This is a genomic window from Nitrosospira sp. Nsp11, from assembly GCF_900142705.1.
Lineage (GTDB): Bacteria > Pseudomonadota > Gammaproteobacteria > Burkholderiales > Nitrosomonadaceae > Nitrosospira.
The window spans coordinates 16,719-31,698 of sequence record NZ_FRBV01000002.1 but is presented as its reverse complement, the minus strand read 5'-3'; the positions used below and the strand labels follow the sequence as shown (position 1 = coordinate 31,698).

11 protein-coding genes are annotated in these 14,980 nt (G+C 54.0%); 4 read left to right on the top strand and 7 right to left on the bottom strand.

What is annotated here, in order from left to right; translation table 11 throughout:
* Nucleotides 1–3 precede the first annotated feature (3 nt).
* The 3 genes from BUA28_RS03200 to BUA28_RS03190 are packed head-to-tail and all read right to left on the bottom strand — an operon-like array spanning nt 4 to nt 5,493.
* The gene (locus tag BUA28_RS03200; RefSeq protein ID WP_072766710.1) at nt 4–3,138 is read right to left on the bottom strand and encodes an efflux RND transporter permease subunit; all 3,135 of its coding nucleotides are present in this window, start codon (nt 3,136–3,138) and stop codon (nt 4–6) included.
* Between the two features lie 4 nt (nt 3,139–3,142).
* Nucleotides 3,143–4,306, bottom strand: coding sequence for an efflux RND transporter periplasmic adaptor subunit (locus BUA28_RS03195; RefSeq protein ID WP_072766709.1), 1,164 nt, complete (start codon nt 4,304–4,306; stop codon nt 3,143–3,145).
* Entirely contained in the window at nt 4,303–5,493 is a 1,191-nt protein-coding gene (locus BUA28_RS03190) for a TolC family protein (protein ID WP_256598220.1), read from the bottom strand. The genes BUA28_RS03195 and BUA28_RS03190 overlap by 4 nt, the downstream gene beginning before the upstream one ends.
* Between BUA28_RS03190 and BUA28_RS16180 the strand changes: the two genes are divergently transcribed.
* Both BUA28_RS16180 and nhaR read left to right on the top strand, forming a co-directional pair.
* Entirely contained in the window at nt 5,471–5,779 is a 309-nt protein-coding gene (locus BUA28_RS16180; RefSeq protein ID WP_256598219.1) for a hypothetical protein, read from the top strand. The genes BUA28_RS03190 and BUA28_RS16180 overlap by 23 nt on opposite strands.
* A gap of 308 nt (nt 5,780–6,087) precedes the next feature.
* Nucleotides 6,088–7,023, top strand: a complete 936-nt coding sequence (nhaR, locus tag BUA28_RS03185; RefSeq protein ID WP_072766707.1) for a transcriptional activator NhaR — start codon at nt 6,088–6,090, stop codon at nt 7,021–7,023.
* Nucleotides 7,024–7,060: 37 nt separating this feature from the next.
* Here the strand turns inward: nhaR and htpG are convergent, their stop codons facing one another.
* Nucleotides 7,061–8,980, bottom strand: a complete 1,920-nt coding sequence (gene htpG / locus BUA28_RS03180) for a molecular chaperone HtpG (RefSeq protein WP_072766706.1) — start codon at nt 8,978–8,980, stop codon at nt 7,061–7,063.
* 169 nt (nt 8,981–9,149) lie between these two features.
* Between htpG and BUA28_RS03175 the strand changes: the two genes are divergently transcribed.
* Entirely contained in the window at nt 9,150–10,265 is a 1,116-nt protein-coding gene (locus BUA28_RS03175; RefSeq protein ID WP_072767048.1) for a PQQ-dependent sugar dehydrogenase, read from the top strand.
* 207 nt (nt 10,266–10,472) lie between these two features.
* Nucleotides 10,473–10,760, top strand: a complete 288-nt coding sequence (locus BUA28_RS16040; protein WP_218587217.1) for a hypothetical protein — start codon at nt 10,473–10,475, stop codon at nt 10,758–10,760.
* Here BUA28_RS16040 and BUA28_RS03165 read toward each other — a convergent pair.
* The 3 genes from BUA28_RS03165 to BUA28_RS03155 all read right to left on the bottom strand — a co-directional run bounded on the left by BUA28_RS03165 (nt 10,753) and on the right by BUA28_RS03155 (nt 14,970).
* Nucleotides 10,753–11,649, bottom strand: a complete 897-nt coding sequence (locus tag BUA28_RS03165) for an EipA family protein (protein ID WP_178297872.1) — start codon at nt 11,647–11,649, stop codon at nt 10,753–10,755. The two genes, BUA28_RS16040 and BUA28_RS03165, sit on opposite strands and share 8 nt — an antisense overlap.
* A gap of 355 nt (nt 11,650–12,004) precedes the next feature.
* On the bottom strand, nt 12,005–13,450 hold the full coding sequence (nuoN, locus tag BUA28_RS03160; RefSeq protein ID WP_072766704.1) for an NADH-quinone oxidoreductase subunit NuoN: 1,446 nt from the start codon (nt 13,448–13,450) through the stop codon (nt 12,005–12,007).
* A gap of 35 nt (nt 13,451–13,485) precedes the next feature.
* Complete coding sequence (locus BUA28_RS03155) at nt 13,486–14,970, bottom strand: NADH-quinone oxidoreductase subunit M (protein WP_072766703.1); 1,485 nt, start codon at nt 14,968–14,970, stop codon at nt 13,486–13,488.
* Nucleotides 14,971–14,980: the final 10 nt, after the last annotated feature.

The window sequence follows — 14,980 nt, the reverse complement described above, 5'->3', positions numbered from 1 at the left end:
GTCTCACTCAGGCATGTATCTGGCGTGTACGGGCTTCTCGTCGAACCAGCGGTACAACGTGGGCAATACAACGAGTGTCAGCAAAGTCGAGGTGATCAGTCCGCCGATCACCACGACGGCCAGCGGACGTTGCACTTCGGAACCGGGGCCGGTAGCAAAAAGAAACGGTACCAGACCCAACATGGCAACGGTGGCCGTCATCAGCACGGGACGAAAGCGCTGCTCGCAGCCCTTGATGACCGCGTCGGCGACGCTGGCCCCTTCATCACGCAACTTCCGTATATAGGAAATCAGCACTACCCCGTTCAGTACCGCAATGCCCCATAAGGCGATAAAACCCACTGAGGCCGGAACCGAAAGATATTCGCCGGTGACGAAAAGCCCGATAACGCCCCCGATGGAAGCAAACGGCAGTACCAGAATGATGAGTCCCGCAAGCTTGATCGAGTTGAACAATACGAAGAGCAGGAAGAAGATCGCTACAATAGTAAGCGGAACTATCAGCGAAAGTGTCGCCATGGCACGTTCCATATTCTCGAACTGGCCGCCCCAGACAAAATAATAGCCGGTTGGCAGTTTGATTTCCTTGGCGACACGCTCCTGTACTTCTGCAACGAAACCGCCGAGATCGCGTTCATGTACATTGGCGCCGATCACCACGCGGCGTTTCGCGTATTCGCGGGACACCAGTGCCGGTCCATCGACGACCTGGATGTCCGCCACCGCGCGCAGCGGTACTAAAACGCCGCCTTGCGCCGAGGCGCCGTCCGGCCCGGTTTTTCCAGGCACTCGCAACACGAGATCGCGGATCGCCTCGACATCGTTGCGAAACCGTTCGGGAAAGCGCAGAAGGAGGACAATGCGGCGCTCGCCCTCAAACACGGTAGTAACCGCCTTTCCGCCGACAGCGGTTTCGATAAGCTCGTTCACGTCGGCGACGTTGAGACCGTGACGCGCAATAGCGCGGCGATTGATGTCGATGGTCAGAGATTGCTGGCCGGACAAACGTTCGATACGAATATCTCTGGCGCCGCGCACGGACTTGAGGATGCGCGCCACCTGCTCCGACAACTTGCGCAACTCTTCCAGATTGTCGCCAAAGATCTTGATCGCGACCTGCGAGCGCACGCCGGTGACCATCTCGTCCACCCGTTGTTCGATCGGTTGCGACAAGACGATGGATACGCCGGGTAGCACCGCCAATACCTTGCGGATATCCTCTTCCACTTCTTTCTGGGTGCGACCGGAATCCGGATCCAGCGCGGCAATGGGGTCCGATTCGTTCTGCGATGCCGGGTCCGCAGGGGAATCGCCACGACCGAGCTTGGATACTACGCTCTTGACCCCAGGCACTGCGGCAATCAGTCTCATTGCCTCTGATTCCATCTTGATGGCTTCATCTAGAGAAATTGAGGGTACACGGATGATAACCGGCGTTATCGAGCCCTCCTGCATTGTCGGGATGAAGGATTTACCCAGCAACGGGAACAGGGAAAAAGACAGCACGAGCAGGCCCAGGGATATGATGATAGTAACTTTCTCCCTGGCTAGCGCCGAATTGAGAAGGCGACGGTAGCCCGATTTGAGCAAAGCGATAATTCTGGTGTCATGGTCAGCGCCCCCCTTGAGCATGTACGCGCAGAGTACTGGCGAAAGTGTCAGGGAAACAATAAGCGATACCGCCAGTGCAATGGCGATAGTGAATGCAAGCGGACTGAACGTCTTGCCTTCCATGCCTTGCAGCGCCATCAGCGGCAGAAACACCAGAATAATGATCGAAATGCCAAAAATTACCGGCGTTCCCACCTCGACCACCGCTTCTACGATAATTTGCAGCCTGGATTCGCCGCTGGTAGCATGACCCAGGCGATGATAGACATTTTCCACCACAACCACCGTGGAATCGACCATCAGTCCGATTGCTATAGCCAATCCCCCTAGTGACATCAGGTTCGCGGAGATCTCCTGCTGGTTCATCACCATGAAGGTGATCAGCGGCGTAATAATGAGTGTCGCCACGACGATCAGGCTGGAGCGTACATCCCCGAGGAAGATGAACAATATCACTACCACGAGCAGTATGCCTTCGATCAGCACTTTGCTCACCGTCCACAGCGCGGAATCCACGAGATCGGTTCGGTCGTAAAAAGGTACGATCTGTAGTCCACCCGGCAGCAGCGCACGCTCATTGATTTCGGCCACCTTCTCCTTCACCCGCCCAACGATTTCCTTGGCGTTCCCGCCGCGCAACATCATTACTATGCCCGCGACAGACTCGGTGTAGCCGTTCTTGATGCTGGCGCCCTGGCGCACCTCGGTGCCAAACTCCACCCGCGCCACGTCACGAACAAATATTGGTATACCGTCCAGCTCTTTAAGAACGATATTTCGGATGTCATCCAGCGTCTGGATCAGGCCAACGCCACGGATCAGGTACTGTTCGGCATGCAGTGGAAGTATATTGCCGCTGGCGTTGGCATTATTACTGGCGATGGCCCTGTCAACCTGCGCCAATGTCAAGTCATAATGGCGTAATCGGTCGGGGTTGACCAACACATGATATTGCTTGACAAATCCTCCCATGGAATTGATCTCAGCCACGCCGGGAACAGAGCGCAGTAATGGACGCACCACCCAGTCCTGTATGGTGCGCCGTTCAGTCAACTCCTGCGTCGTGAGAGCACGTTCCCCATCGTCGGGATGTTCGATGGTGTATTGATATACCTCGCCCAGACCCGTCGATACGGGGCCGAGTACAGGTGTGATGCCCTTTGGCATCCTGTTGGATACTTCAATCAGCCTTTCCATTACCAGCTGACGCGCGAAGTAAACGTCGGTCTGGTCGGTAAATACAAGAGTGATAAGAGAAAGCCCGCTTTTGTTCAAGGAACGCATCTCTACCAAGCCGGGCAGACCGGTCATCGCGATTTCCACCGGTACCGTCACCAATCGTTCGATCTCCTCCGGGCTGCGACCAACTGCCTCAGTGGCGACCTGTACCTGTATGTTGGTTACGTCCGGAAACGCATCGACCGACAATTTCGTCGATGCGCGCAGTCCGACGCCGACCAGGGCCAGCGCGATCACCACTACAATCAGGCGTTGCTTGAGCATGGCGCGCACAATCGAGGCAAGCATGGGTTTATTCCAATTCAGCGAGCTTGCGCTCGTTATCCAAATGAAAGGCGCCATCCACCACGATAGGCTGCTCGGCCGTGAGCCCCTTCAGCACGGGACGCATATCGGCCACTTCAGGGCCCAGCTCGACGGGAACACGCAAAAACCGATTATTGCCTTGAGACAGGAAAACGTAGTCGCGATTGGCTTCCCGCACCACTGCGGTTTCCGGCACCACCATGCTTTTATGCGGATTATCCGTGATATGCATGGTAGCAAGCATGTCGGGCTTGAGCTTGCGCTTGGGATTCTCTACCATCGTCCGCACCATGACGGTGCGGGTCAAAGGATTTACGGTATCGGCAACAAAGATGATGAGCCCGTCGAAGTTTACATCGCCAAGTGCTGGTACGTGGATCTCCACGTGCTGACCGACCCGCACATTACGCGCTATCTGCTCCGGCACATCACCCACCACCCAGACAGCGGACAGATCGGCTACCTGAAATAGCTGATCGGCTGGCTGCACCACTTGCCCAATGATGACATGCCGACCGATAACGATGCCGTTTTTCGACGCTTTGATGGCAACGGAAGGCAGGATATGGCCCTTATCTACCAAGTCTTTCAGCGCACCGTTGTCCACGCCCAGCAGCCTCAATTGATCCTTCGCCGCCTCCAGCTCGGCACGTGAAACCTCCAACTCCGACTCACGCCGCTCCACCTCCGCAATAGCGATCACGTCGGCGGAAAGTAAATGGTGAGCACGCTCGGCCGCTTTCTGGGCCAGTACAGTCCGCGAAGACGCCCGTAAATAGGCCAGTTGTGCCTGAGTCAGTTCGGGGCTGGAAATACGCGCCAACGGCGCTCCGGCATCAACGCTTTCACCCAGCGTCACGTATAAATCGATGATGCGCCCTGTCACGTAGGACCCGATACTGACAAGCCTTTCCTCATCCACCTCGACCTGGCTTGGCACCTGCAACTTATCGGCAAGATCGACCATCATGGGATGGCCGATGGTGATGCGTTGCGCCAATTCCGGGCGAATCGTGATGCTGTTCACATCCTCCGGCTCTTGCAGCACGGCTTCTTTGCTGGGAGGTGCAGCCTCCTCGCTGCCACCACAACCCGCAGCGAGCAGAACGGTAAATACAATGGCGCCCGTTATCGGCAATGTAATTTTCATTCTTGGGCTTGCTCCCTTGGATAATAAGCCCGCAGCCGATCGATTTCGGCAGCAGCAGCCTGTAAATCAAAGCGCGCCTGCAATGACTCCGCTAATATCCCCCGAAGTACACGCTGGGTGTCGAGCACTTCAATCAGCGGACGCTCGCCAAAGCGGTAAGCTGCCTGGGCAATCTGCAATGCATTCTCGGCCTCCTTGATAATTCCGCCCTCGAACATCTCCACCCTGCGCTGCGCAATCTGCAGGCCTTGCCATGCAGATTCGAGCAACTGGCCGATCTCGAAGCGGCGGTAATCCAGCGTTTCCCGCACGCGTGCGGAATCGGCGACAGCGGCGTTGATTTCCCCACGCCGCTGGTACAACAGGGGGATAGTCACTTTCAGACCGCCCCTGTTGTCGGTGTACTGAGCATCCTGATAATTACTGTACACGACGTCCACCGAGGGCAGTACCGAAGCGCGCTCCTGATCGATTCGCAGACGTGCCTGTTCCGATTCGGCCTCCAGGCGCAACACGTCGGGGTTGACAGCGGGCACTTCCAGGCGCAGTTGCTCCAGTGGAGGCAGGTTGACCGGATCGAAGAGGGACGCATTTATTGCGAAATCAGGTTTCAAGGCACCCGCTGTAAATTGCATCAGGGCGACCCGCGCCCGCTGCGCATTCAATAGCGCTGCTTCTTTGCGGCTCGCGGCATTCAGCACCTCGGCGTCAGCTCTGATCAACTCGAAACGCGCTGTTTCGCCCACGCCTACTCCCACTTGAATGCGCCGCCGCACCTCTTCCATGAGGTTGAAAACGCCGGCCTCCATACGCGCTATTTCCTGACGCAACAGCAGTTCATATGCGCGTACCCGCAACTGCGCCGCCAGATCCGCGCGAACCTGATGGAAACTGGCGCGGCTAGCCTCTACGCCAGCCTCGGCTGAACCGATGCGGGCGCTCCGTACGAATGGATTCTCAATAGTTTGACTGACAGTTACCTGACGCGTGTTCGTTGCTGGATTTGCGGCCGGGATTCGGGGATGTTGAGGTCCGCCTATGACGCTCACTGTCGGATTAGGATAGGCTGTCGCTCGCACCACACCTGCTTGCGCTACCTCCACTTGCGATCCAGCCGCACGCACCAGTCCGTTGGCTTCCAGCCCCAGCCTTTGCAAGGCTTCGATGGAGAGTGCCCCGGCACGCACGGGTGGAGATGCGGCAGCGGAAGGCAGGGTGACAGACGGTATGGCGGAAGGTGATCCCCCAGACGGCACGGTCGGCGGTACTGAAGTAGAAGGTATCGTAGAAGGCACGTTAACAGGCGGTACTGCGCCGGATATGGGGGGAGCAGTAGTAGGTGCAGTCGTAGGTGCAGTCGTAGGTGCAGGGGCAAAAGCAGGTGCAGTGAGCTCAGGCATGGTTGCCGACCCTTGCGCTGAGGCGGGCGTAAGCGGCGAAACTACAAGGATCAGGCTGGGCAATATACGATAAAGGAGTGAGATATGCATGTACTACCTTGAGTTTTTCTAAAGCAATGCCCGGCTCCAACGAAAGTGGGTAAGCTGAATTCCAGGCATGATGGCCGGGGTCGGCCGGAAGTATTTTGGCATAACCATAAAATTCAATTGCTAAAAAAGAAACGTAATTCGTCCTCTGCTGGTAGAAAGATAAAAATGCTGGTGGAGAGATAGAAAATCAGTCTAATTGAGAATTTGCATCAAGAAAAGTAGTATCTTACTGATGATATAATCGGTTTTTACGAATTTCCGTCTTCTCAGGCTACGGCAAGACGCATCTCGATGCTCAACTATAAGCAGTTACATCATTTTTGGGCAGTCGCAAAGGCCGGCAGCATTGTCCGGGCGAGCGAACGCCTGAATCTCACGCCACAAACCCTGAGCGGCCAGATCGGATTATTGGAGGAGTCGCTTGGCGTAGCGCTCTTTCTGCGCGTTGGACGACGCCTGGAATTGACGGAGACAGGCCGCCTCACGCTTTCCTATGCCGATGAAATCTTTCAGGTCGGGAACGAGCTGGAAGAGGCGCTGCGCAGCCACCCGGAAAGCCATTTCATTTCATTTCGAGTGGGCGTTGATGATGCTGTCCCGAAGTCCATCGCCTACAGATTGCTTACCCCGGCGATGGCGCTCGCCGAGCCGGTGCGCATCGTCTGCCGTGAAGACAAGCTTGTCCGCTTGCTGGTGGAGCTGGCGATCCAGCGCCTGGATCTGGTACTCGCGGACCGGCCCATGCCAGCCGAGACCAATGTAAAAGGCTATAGCCATAAACTCGGTGACTGCGGCATCACCTTCTTTGCCGAGCCACAGCTTGCCGCACAGTTCAAGCAAGCCTGGCCCCGTATTCTTGATTCGGCTCCCATGCTCATTCCGGGAAAGGAAGCCGCTGTGCGAATACCGTTAATGCGATGGTTCGATGCGCAACAGGTTCGCCCGCGTATTATGGGAGAATTTGACGACAGTGCGCTGATGCAGGCCTTCGGCCAGGCCGGCATCGGTATTTTCATCGCGCCGTCGGTGATAGCCGACGAAGTGCAGCGCGAGCACGGCGTTACAATTATAGGTCAGACCGACGACGTCACCGAGCAGTTTTACGCCATCTCCATGGAACGCCGCCTGACTCATCCCGCCGTCGTTGCTATCAATGATACTGCGCACCGGAAACTATTCGCAAATCTGTATCCCGGTAGCGCTCATAAAGCCGGCAGGCAAAATTGACTTCGTTGGAAAAATTGCTGCCTGTGCCTCGACTGCACTATTTCTCACTTTCGGTCGCCAAAAATAGCTCATTGATTCTTTTCACGAAGCTGGCAGGATCTTCAAGCTGACCGCCTTCAGCCAACAATGCCTGGTCGAACAGGATGTGGCTCCAGTCATCGAAATGAGCCTCGTCCGATTTCAGGCGTTGAATCATGGGATGGTGAGGATTGATCTCCAGGATGGGCTTGGCATGTTCCACTTTCTGCCCCGCTGACTTAAGCAGACGCTCCAGATTCCCGCTCATGTCGTGGCTATCGGCAACCAGGCAGGCGGGAGATGCCGTAAGGCGTAACGTCACGCGTACATCCTTCACCTGCTCGCCGAGAACGCTCTTTATTTTTTCGGTAAGCTCCTTGTATTCGTCTGCTTCTTTCTCTTGCTCCTTTTTCTCCGCCTCGTCCTCCAGTTTTCCCAGATCAAGGCTACCTTTAGCCACAGACTGCAGGTGTTTACCCTCAAACTCTGTCAGATTTGCAACCAGCCATTCATCCACGCGATCCGACAGTAATAATACTTCGATCCCTTTCTTGAGGAAGACCTCCAGGTGGGGACTGCTTCGGGCCGCCCTGAGGCTATCGGCGGTAACATAATAAATTTTCTCCTGGCCTTCCTTCATGCGCGCGATGTAATCGCTGAACGACACAGTTTGCTCGTCGGAATCGGCATGGGTTGAAACGAAACGTAATAGCTTGGCGATACGTTCACGATTAGTGAAATCTTCTGCCACTCCCTCTTTGATTACCTGCCCAAATTCCTTCCAGAAGGTTCTGAATTTGGCTTTGTCATTTTCCTGATCGCTTTGAGCCAGGTCTTCGAGCAGGCCCAATACTTTTTTTGCGGCGCCAGCACGTATGGCTTCTATATCTTTCGATTCCTGTAATATCTCGCGCGAAACGTTTAGGGGTAGGTCGTTCGAGTCGATTACACCACGCACAAAACGCAAATAGTTCGGTAGCAGCTGCTTGGCGTCATCCATGATAAAGACCCGCCGGACATAAAGCTTGATGCCGTGACGGGATTCACGATCGAACAGGTCGAAGGGCGCGCGCGATGGAATATAAAGCAGCTGCGTATATTCCTGCTTACCCTCTACCCTTGCGTGAAGATAGGCCAGCGGCGGCTCGAAATCATGCGCCACGTGCTTGTAGAATTCGTCATATTGCTCAGTTGTTATTTCGCTCTTGGCTCGCGCCCAAAGCGCACTTGCCTGGTTAACCGTCTCGTCTTCATCAGTAATCGCGTTTTCGTTTTTTTCCTGAGACCACTCCTCTTTTTTCATCACGATGGGAAGAGTAATATGGTCTGAATACTTTCGTATAATAGAGCGGAGCCGCCAGCCATTGAGCAAGTCATCCTCGCCTTCGCGCAAATGCAGCGTGATCTCGGTGCCGCGATCTGTCTTCTCCACTGTCTCCAGCGTATAATCTCCTTCACCACCGGATTCCCAGCGGATCCCATGCTCAGGCGTCATGCCGGCACGACGCGTAACGAGCGCCACCTTGTCCGCAACAATGAAGGCCGAATAAAAACCGACGCCAAACTGGCCAATCAAGTGCGCATCCTTGGCCTGATCGCCAGTTAGCGAACTGAAGAATTCACGAGTACCGGACTTCGCGATTGTGCCTATATGGTCAATGACCTCCTGCCGCGACATGCCGATACCGTTATCGGAAATCGTAAGAGTGCGAGCCGCGGCATCATAGCCGACACGGATCTTCAGGTCTGAGTCGGACTCATACAGCGCTCCATCGGAGAGGCCCTCGAAGCGTAGCTTATCGGCGGCATCCGATGCGTTGGAAATCAGTTCGCGCAAAAAAATTTCCTTGTTACTATATAAGGAATGAATCATCAGCTTGAGTAACTGTTTGACTTCAGTCTGGAAACTTAGATGTTCTTTTGTAGCTGTGTCTTGCATGGTTTTATCTCCTGAAATAACGCAATAGGATAATTAGGGCGCATTGGAAGTTTTCAAGCCGCCCAGCGCTAATAAACCGCCAAATCTTACTTCAATGCATGATTTGCTTCCTGTTAATCCATTAATCAATTTTGATTTACCGACATTCCATATAGTCCGGGGTCCAGCCATGTGCATCATAAAAGCTTTCGTTCGTCGTATTGCCCTTTGCCTGTTCTGTTGCAGTTTACCTGCCGCCGCGCAAGATCAGGCTCGCCCGCTTCCGCTGGATAAAGTTAAACTACCGGCCGGCTTTTCAATCGAGCTATGGGCAGAGGTACCCAATGCGCGAGGGTTGACACTGGGGAAAAAGGGCACCGTATTCGCCGGCTCCACATCGGAGGGCAAGGTCTATGCCATCAGGGAAGCAGACGGTAAACGCAAGGTGACAACCCTCGCCAGCGGGCTTGACCTTCCCTTAGGGGTTGCGTTTCGGGATGGCGCCCTATATGCCTCCGCCATCGACCGGATTTTACGGTTCGATGACATCGAGGAAAACCTGGATAAACCGGGGAAGCCGACGGTGATAACAGACAGCTTTCCGAATGAGAAGCACCATGGAGGCAAATTCATCGCTTTCGGTCCCGATAACCTGCTTTATGTCGCAGTCGGCGCACCGTGCAATGCGTGCGAACCCGATCCGGAACGCTTCGCGTTGATCTCGCGCATCAGGCCCGACGGCTCAGGCTATGAGGTCTTCGCCAGCGGCGTGAGGAATACAGTGGGTTTCGACTGGCATCCCGAAACAAAGGACTTATGGTTCACGGATAACGGTCGCGACTGGTTGGGCGACAATCTGCCGCCCGACGAACTCAACCGCGCGCCCGCGAAAGGCATGCATTTTGGTTACCCATACTGTTATGGAAGCGATATTCCAGATCCAAAATACGGTGCAAAGCGCGATTGTAGCAAGGTTACTCCGCCTGCAGCCAACTTCGAACCGCATGTCGCGGCGCTAGGCATGCGTTTTTATACCGGCAAAATGTTTCCGTCGGAATACAGGAATAATATTTTTGTTGCGGAACACGGCTCCTGGAATCGCCGCAACAAAATTGGCTACCGCCTCAGATTAGTGAAACTGAAGAACAATAAGGTAGTGAAACAGGAAGTGTTTGCCGAGGGTTGGCTGGAAAAGGAAAATGCCTGGGGAAGACCGGTGGATGTACTGGTTATGCCAGACGGAGCACTACTGGTTTCAGATGATTTTGCCGGCGTAATTTATCGCATCAGTTATAAGAAACCGTAAGGGCAAAGAGCAAATTGCGCCAAGCGATTTGCCGTACATTGGAGGCGCTCCGAGATGAGTAGCCGCGGCTTGTTTACCGGAAAGTGCCAGAACGCAGATTGACCGCTACGGTGGCTTTGCAGGCGTGCGCGAACGCGGCCTGCTCGAAGCGGCTCTGTATCGTCCCCAGACCGGATATCGCGACCTGATCGAGGAGGCTGCCGCGTTGTGGGAAAGCCTCGCGCAGAACCATCCTTTCATCGACGGAATAAGCGCACAGCTTTTGCCGTCACTTATACCTTTCTCGCCATCGGCGGTACGCGCATCACGGCGAAAGCCGACGCGACCTATGCTTTTATCATCGGACTTCATGAGACCGGTACATTTGAGTTTGGACGATTGACTGATTGGCTCCGCGCCCGACGTAACACTCGCGCCGACGGACTAAGGGTGGAACGCAAGAAGTCGACTGCAGGCAGCGGAGCGCTTCATTCTGCCCAGCTCGGATCTATTTGACTTGCCGTATGCCGCTCACCTGGACTTCGACGCGGCGATCGGGCTGCAGGCATTCGATCAACGCCGGGGTTCTCTCGCTGCCCTTACACTTGTTGCCGGTTATTGGATCGGCTTCGCCCCTGCCTTCCGCCCGGATTTTTTCAGAAACCACTCCTTTCGTTACCAGATAGTTCTTGACCACTTCGGCGCGAATCCGGGAAAGGTGATTGTTATATACTTCAGAACCGATGCGGTCGGTATAACCGACAATTTTGATCGAATCATAATGAAGCGTTCTTAGCTTGGCCGCAAATTCATCCAGTTGGTAGCGCGATGAGCCAGGTTTCAGGACGGCTTTATCGAAATCGAACAACTCATCCGTGGCAAAGCGCACCTTGGCTGGCATTTCTGCTGGAGCGGGGACTGGGGCGGGGGCAGGAGCAGGTGGTGGGGCCGCTGCGACTATTTCAGGCGCGTTCACCTTCATGATCACGCTGCTGAAACCAAAGGCGAACTCCAAGCCCCTTGATGTAGAAACAAACACAACATTTACACCGTTCTGATTTCTCAATGCGGCGGCGTTCGCGCCGCCCGCTATCGTCAATCCGCCGTCAACACCTGCATAATTACCGTTAAAGTCGTCAAGGTTGTTCAGGTTATATACCCTGCCTACCGCGTCGATCCTGGAAGCGCCAATGTCAATAAGCGAAAACCCCTGTATTTCGACCGGGTAGTCCTTCCCCTTATAGGTTAGCGTACCGTTGCCCCAACTGAAACCAAAACCGAGTGCGAATGAATTTGCACGTAGTTTTATGGTTGCGTCAGGGTATCCCTCCTCGGCCTGGGCCCCGGTCAGCCCCAAACTAAAAATAGCTGCTGTTACGAATCCCAAGATCCACTTCATTTTCATTTGAAAGCTCCTCTGTACCAGGGTTTTGCCAATATGGGCATTCTGGATGAGTCTCACCATTCTGGAAAAATCAAACATTCGCAATACAATCCATATATATCTGCTGCCGAGATATTGTCAAGTCGAATCTGGGGATCTGGTAGAGGGAAAGCGAACTGGGTTGCCCCTGCCCGGATGCTCTTGCGACTTTGCCTTCAGCTGATAGGGCCTCTTCCTGACACACATGCCGATTCTTTCAGGTACGCGTCAGCTCAGCCTGGGAGATCCAACACTTCAGGTAATGGCGCCCGGTTGGCCCCCGTGCCATTACCTGACACATCGAAAAACGAACTGCGTGGACCCAACCTTTGGCGCACTACATTGATTGTTGAATGGCGTAAGCACACAATGCGATCAGCACTTGGGGGAAGAGCCCAAACCCGAGCATTGCCAGTCCATTCGCGCTTATCAGCACCTTGACATCGTTTTGCGGCACAATGAGGGCATCGGTTTCTGGTTCATCAAAGTACATCAGTTTGACGATGCGCAAATAATAAAACACCCCGACTAGCGAAAGAAGTACTGCCACTACCGCCAGCCAAATATAACCGGCGCTTAATACCGCCTGCAAAACCGACAGCTTGGCATAAATGCCCACGGTCGGGGGAATGCCGGCCATCGAGAACATCAACAGCAGCATCATAAACGCATACCATGGATTGCGCCGGTTGAGTCCCTTGAAATCATCGAGCTTTTCAGCTTCGAATCCTTCGCGTGACAGAAGCATGATGATACCAAATGTACCCAACGTCATCAGCACATACACCACGACATAGAACATCGCCGCACTGTAACCGTTCTCGTCTGCAGCGAGGATGCCAAGCAGCACGAACCCCATATGCGAAATGGTTGAATATGCCAGCATACGTTTGATGTTGGTCTGGGCAATGGCGGCAAAATTTCCGACAACCATGGACATAACGGCGAGAATAATGAGCATTCCCTGCCAATCCGCTGACATTCCCCCCATTCCGTCCGCCAGCAGACGCATGACGAAGCCAAACCCGGCCAATTTGGGCGCCGAACCGATAAACAGCACCACGGCCGTTGGTGCGCCCTCGTAGACATCCGGAACCCACATATGAAACGGCACCGCGCTCAGCTTGAAACTGATGCCGGCAACGATGAATACAAGCCCCACCACCAGGACCGCATGATTGGTTACGCCTGACTGTATTACTTCAGTTACGCGGATAATATCCAGGGAGCCGGTCGAGCCATATATCATGGACATGCCATACAGCAGAAAACCCGAAGCCAGCGCTCCCAGGACGAAAAATTTGATTGCCGCCTCGGTAGATCCTGGCGAATTACGTCTCAACGCCACCATGGCATAAAGCGATAATGACTGGAGCTCCAACCCCAGATAAAGGGTCAGGAAATGACTGGCGGAAATCATGACCATCATGCCCAGCGTTGCAAATAGCGCCAGACTGAAAAATTCCCCGCTGAGCATGCCGCGTACGAAAATATAACTTCTCGAATATACCAGCACAGCGGATACGGTGATATACACCAGTATCTTCAGAATATCCGCCATCGGATCGTCGACAAACATACCAGAGAAGGTATACACGACGCCGGGAGCGGAAGTAACGAACGAGATAAGCACGCAACCAAGCAACGCAACCTGCGCAAGCAAGTATGCGATATAGGGTTTTTTTTCGCCCCACGCAAGATCGGCCAGTAGCACCACGCATACCATACCCAACAGAAAAATCTCTGGATAGGCGGGCGCGAAATCAGGCTGCGTAAAATTCATTATCATCCTCAAACAAGCAGGCCACTTTATTTACACTACAATTTGCTGCGTCCGACATGCACAAGCAAATCATCGACCGTGGTATGCATCACTTCCATCAATGGCAATGGATAGAGACCCATTCCCAGTACCGCAACAGCTAGAATTGCCAGTATCAGAATCTCCCGGCCACCAATATCCTTCATCTCTTCAACAGCGGGATGTATGACTGCGCCGAATATGACGCGCTTGTACATCCAGAGCGTATAAGCCGCACCGGTGATCAGTGTGGTGGCCGCGAAAAATGCATACCAGAAGTTCACCTTCATGGCGGCCATGATGACTATAAATTCCCCTACGAAACCGCTGGTGCCGGGCAATCCCGTATTAGCCATCGCAAAGAGCATGAAAAATGCGGCGAATACGGGCATCCTCTTGGCCAACCCGCCGTAGTCGGCTATCTGGCGCGAATGCAGCCGATCGTACATAACACCTATGCATAAAAACATCGCGGCGGAAATAAAACCGTGCGAAATCATCTGCACCATCGCGCCTTCCAATCCATAAGCGTTGAATAGGAAAAAGCCCAGCGTGACAAATCCCATATGCGCGACAGATGAATAAGCGATGAGCTTTTTCATGTCCGCCTGTATCAGTGCGACGAGGCCGATATAGACGATTGCAATCAGCGATAATGTGATCATCATGCCGGCGAGATATTGGCTTGCGTCCGGCACGATCGGCAGCGAAAAACGCAGGAAACCATATCCGCCCATTTTCAGCAGTATTGCCGCCAGTACAACCGACCCCCCTGTGGGCGCCTCCACGTGGGCATCTGGTAGCCAAGTGTGAACCGGCCACATCGGCACCTTTACCGCAAACGCCAGCGTGAAAGCGATAAATATCAGGATTTGCGGCGTAAGCGACAATGGCAGCCTGTGATAATCAAGTATTGAAAAGCTGCCTCCGGAAATCTGGTAGAGGTAAATGAATGCCACCAGCATCAACAGCGAACCCAGAAGCGTATAAAGAAAAAACTTGATGGATGCATAGACGCGGTTGGGTCCGCCCCAGACGCCGATGATCAGAAACATGGGGATCAGCGACGCTTCCCAGAAGACATAGAACAGGATCGCATCAAGCGACGAGAACACGCCGTTGACGATGCCTGACATGATAAGAAACGCGGCCATATATTGAGACACGCGTTTACTTATCACTTGCCAACCAGCCATTACTACCAGTGGAGTCGTAAAGCAGTTGAGCAGGATCAACGGCATGGCGATGCCATCCACACCGAGATGATAATGAATATTGAAGCGCTCGATCCAGAGGCTATATTCGACGAACTGCATGCCGTTCGACAGCGAATCAAACTGCGTATAAAGCGGTATCGCAACCAGCAGGCCCGCGATTGATCCGATGAGAGCAATCCATCTTGCCAGTTGGGCATTACGGTCGCCGCCGGTGGCGAGCACACCAACGCCGGCAAAAATAGGCAGCCAAATGATCAAGCTTAACAGGGGAAGACCGAACAGCATGTTTATTCCA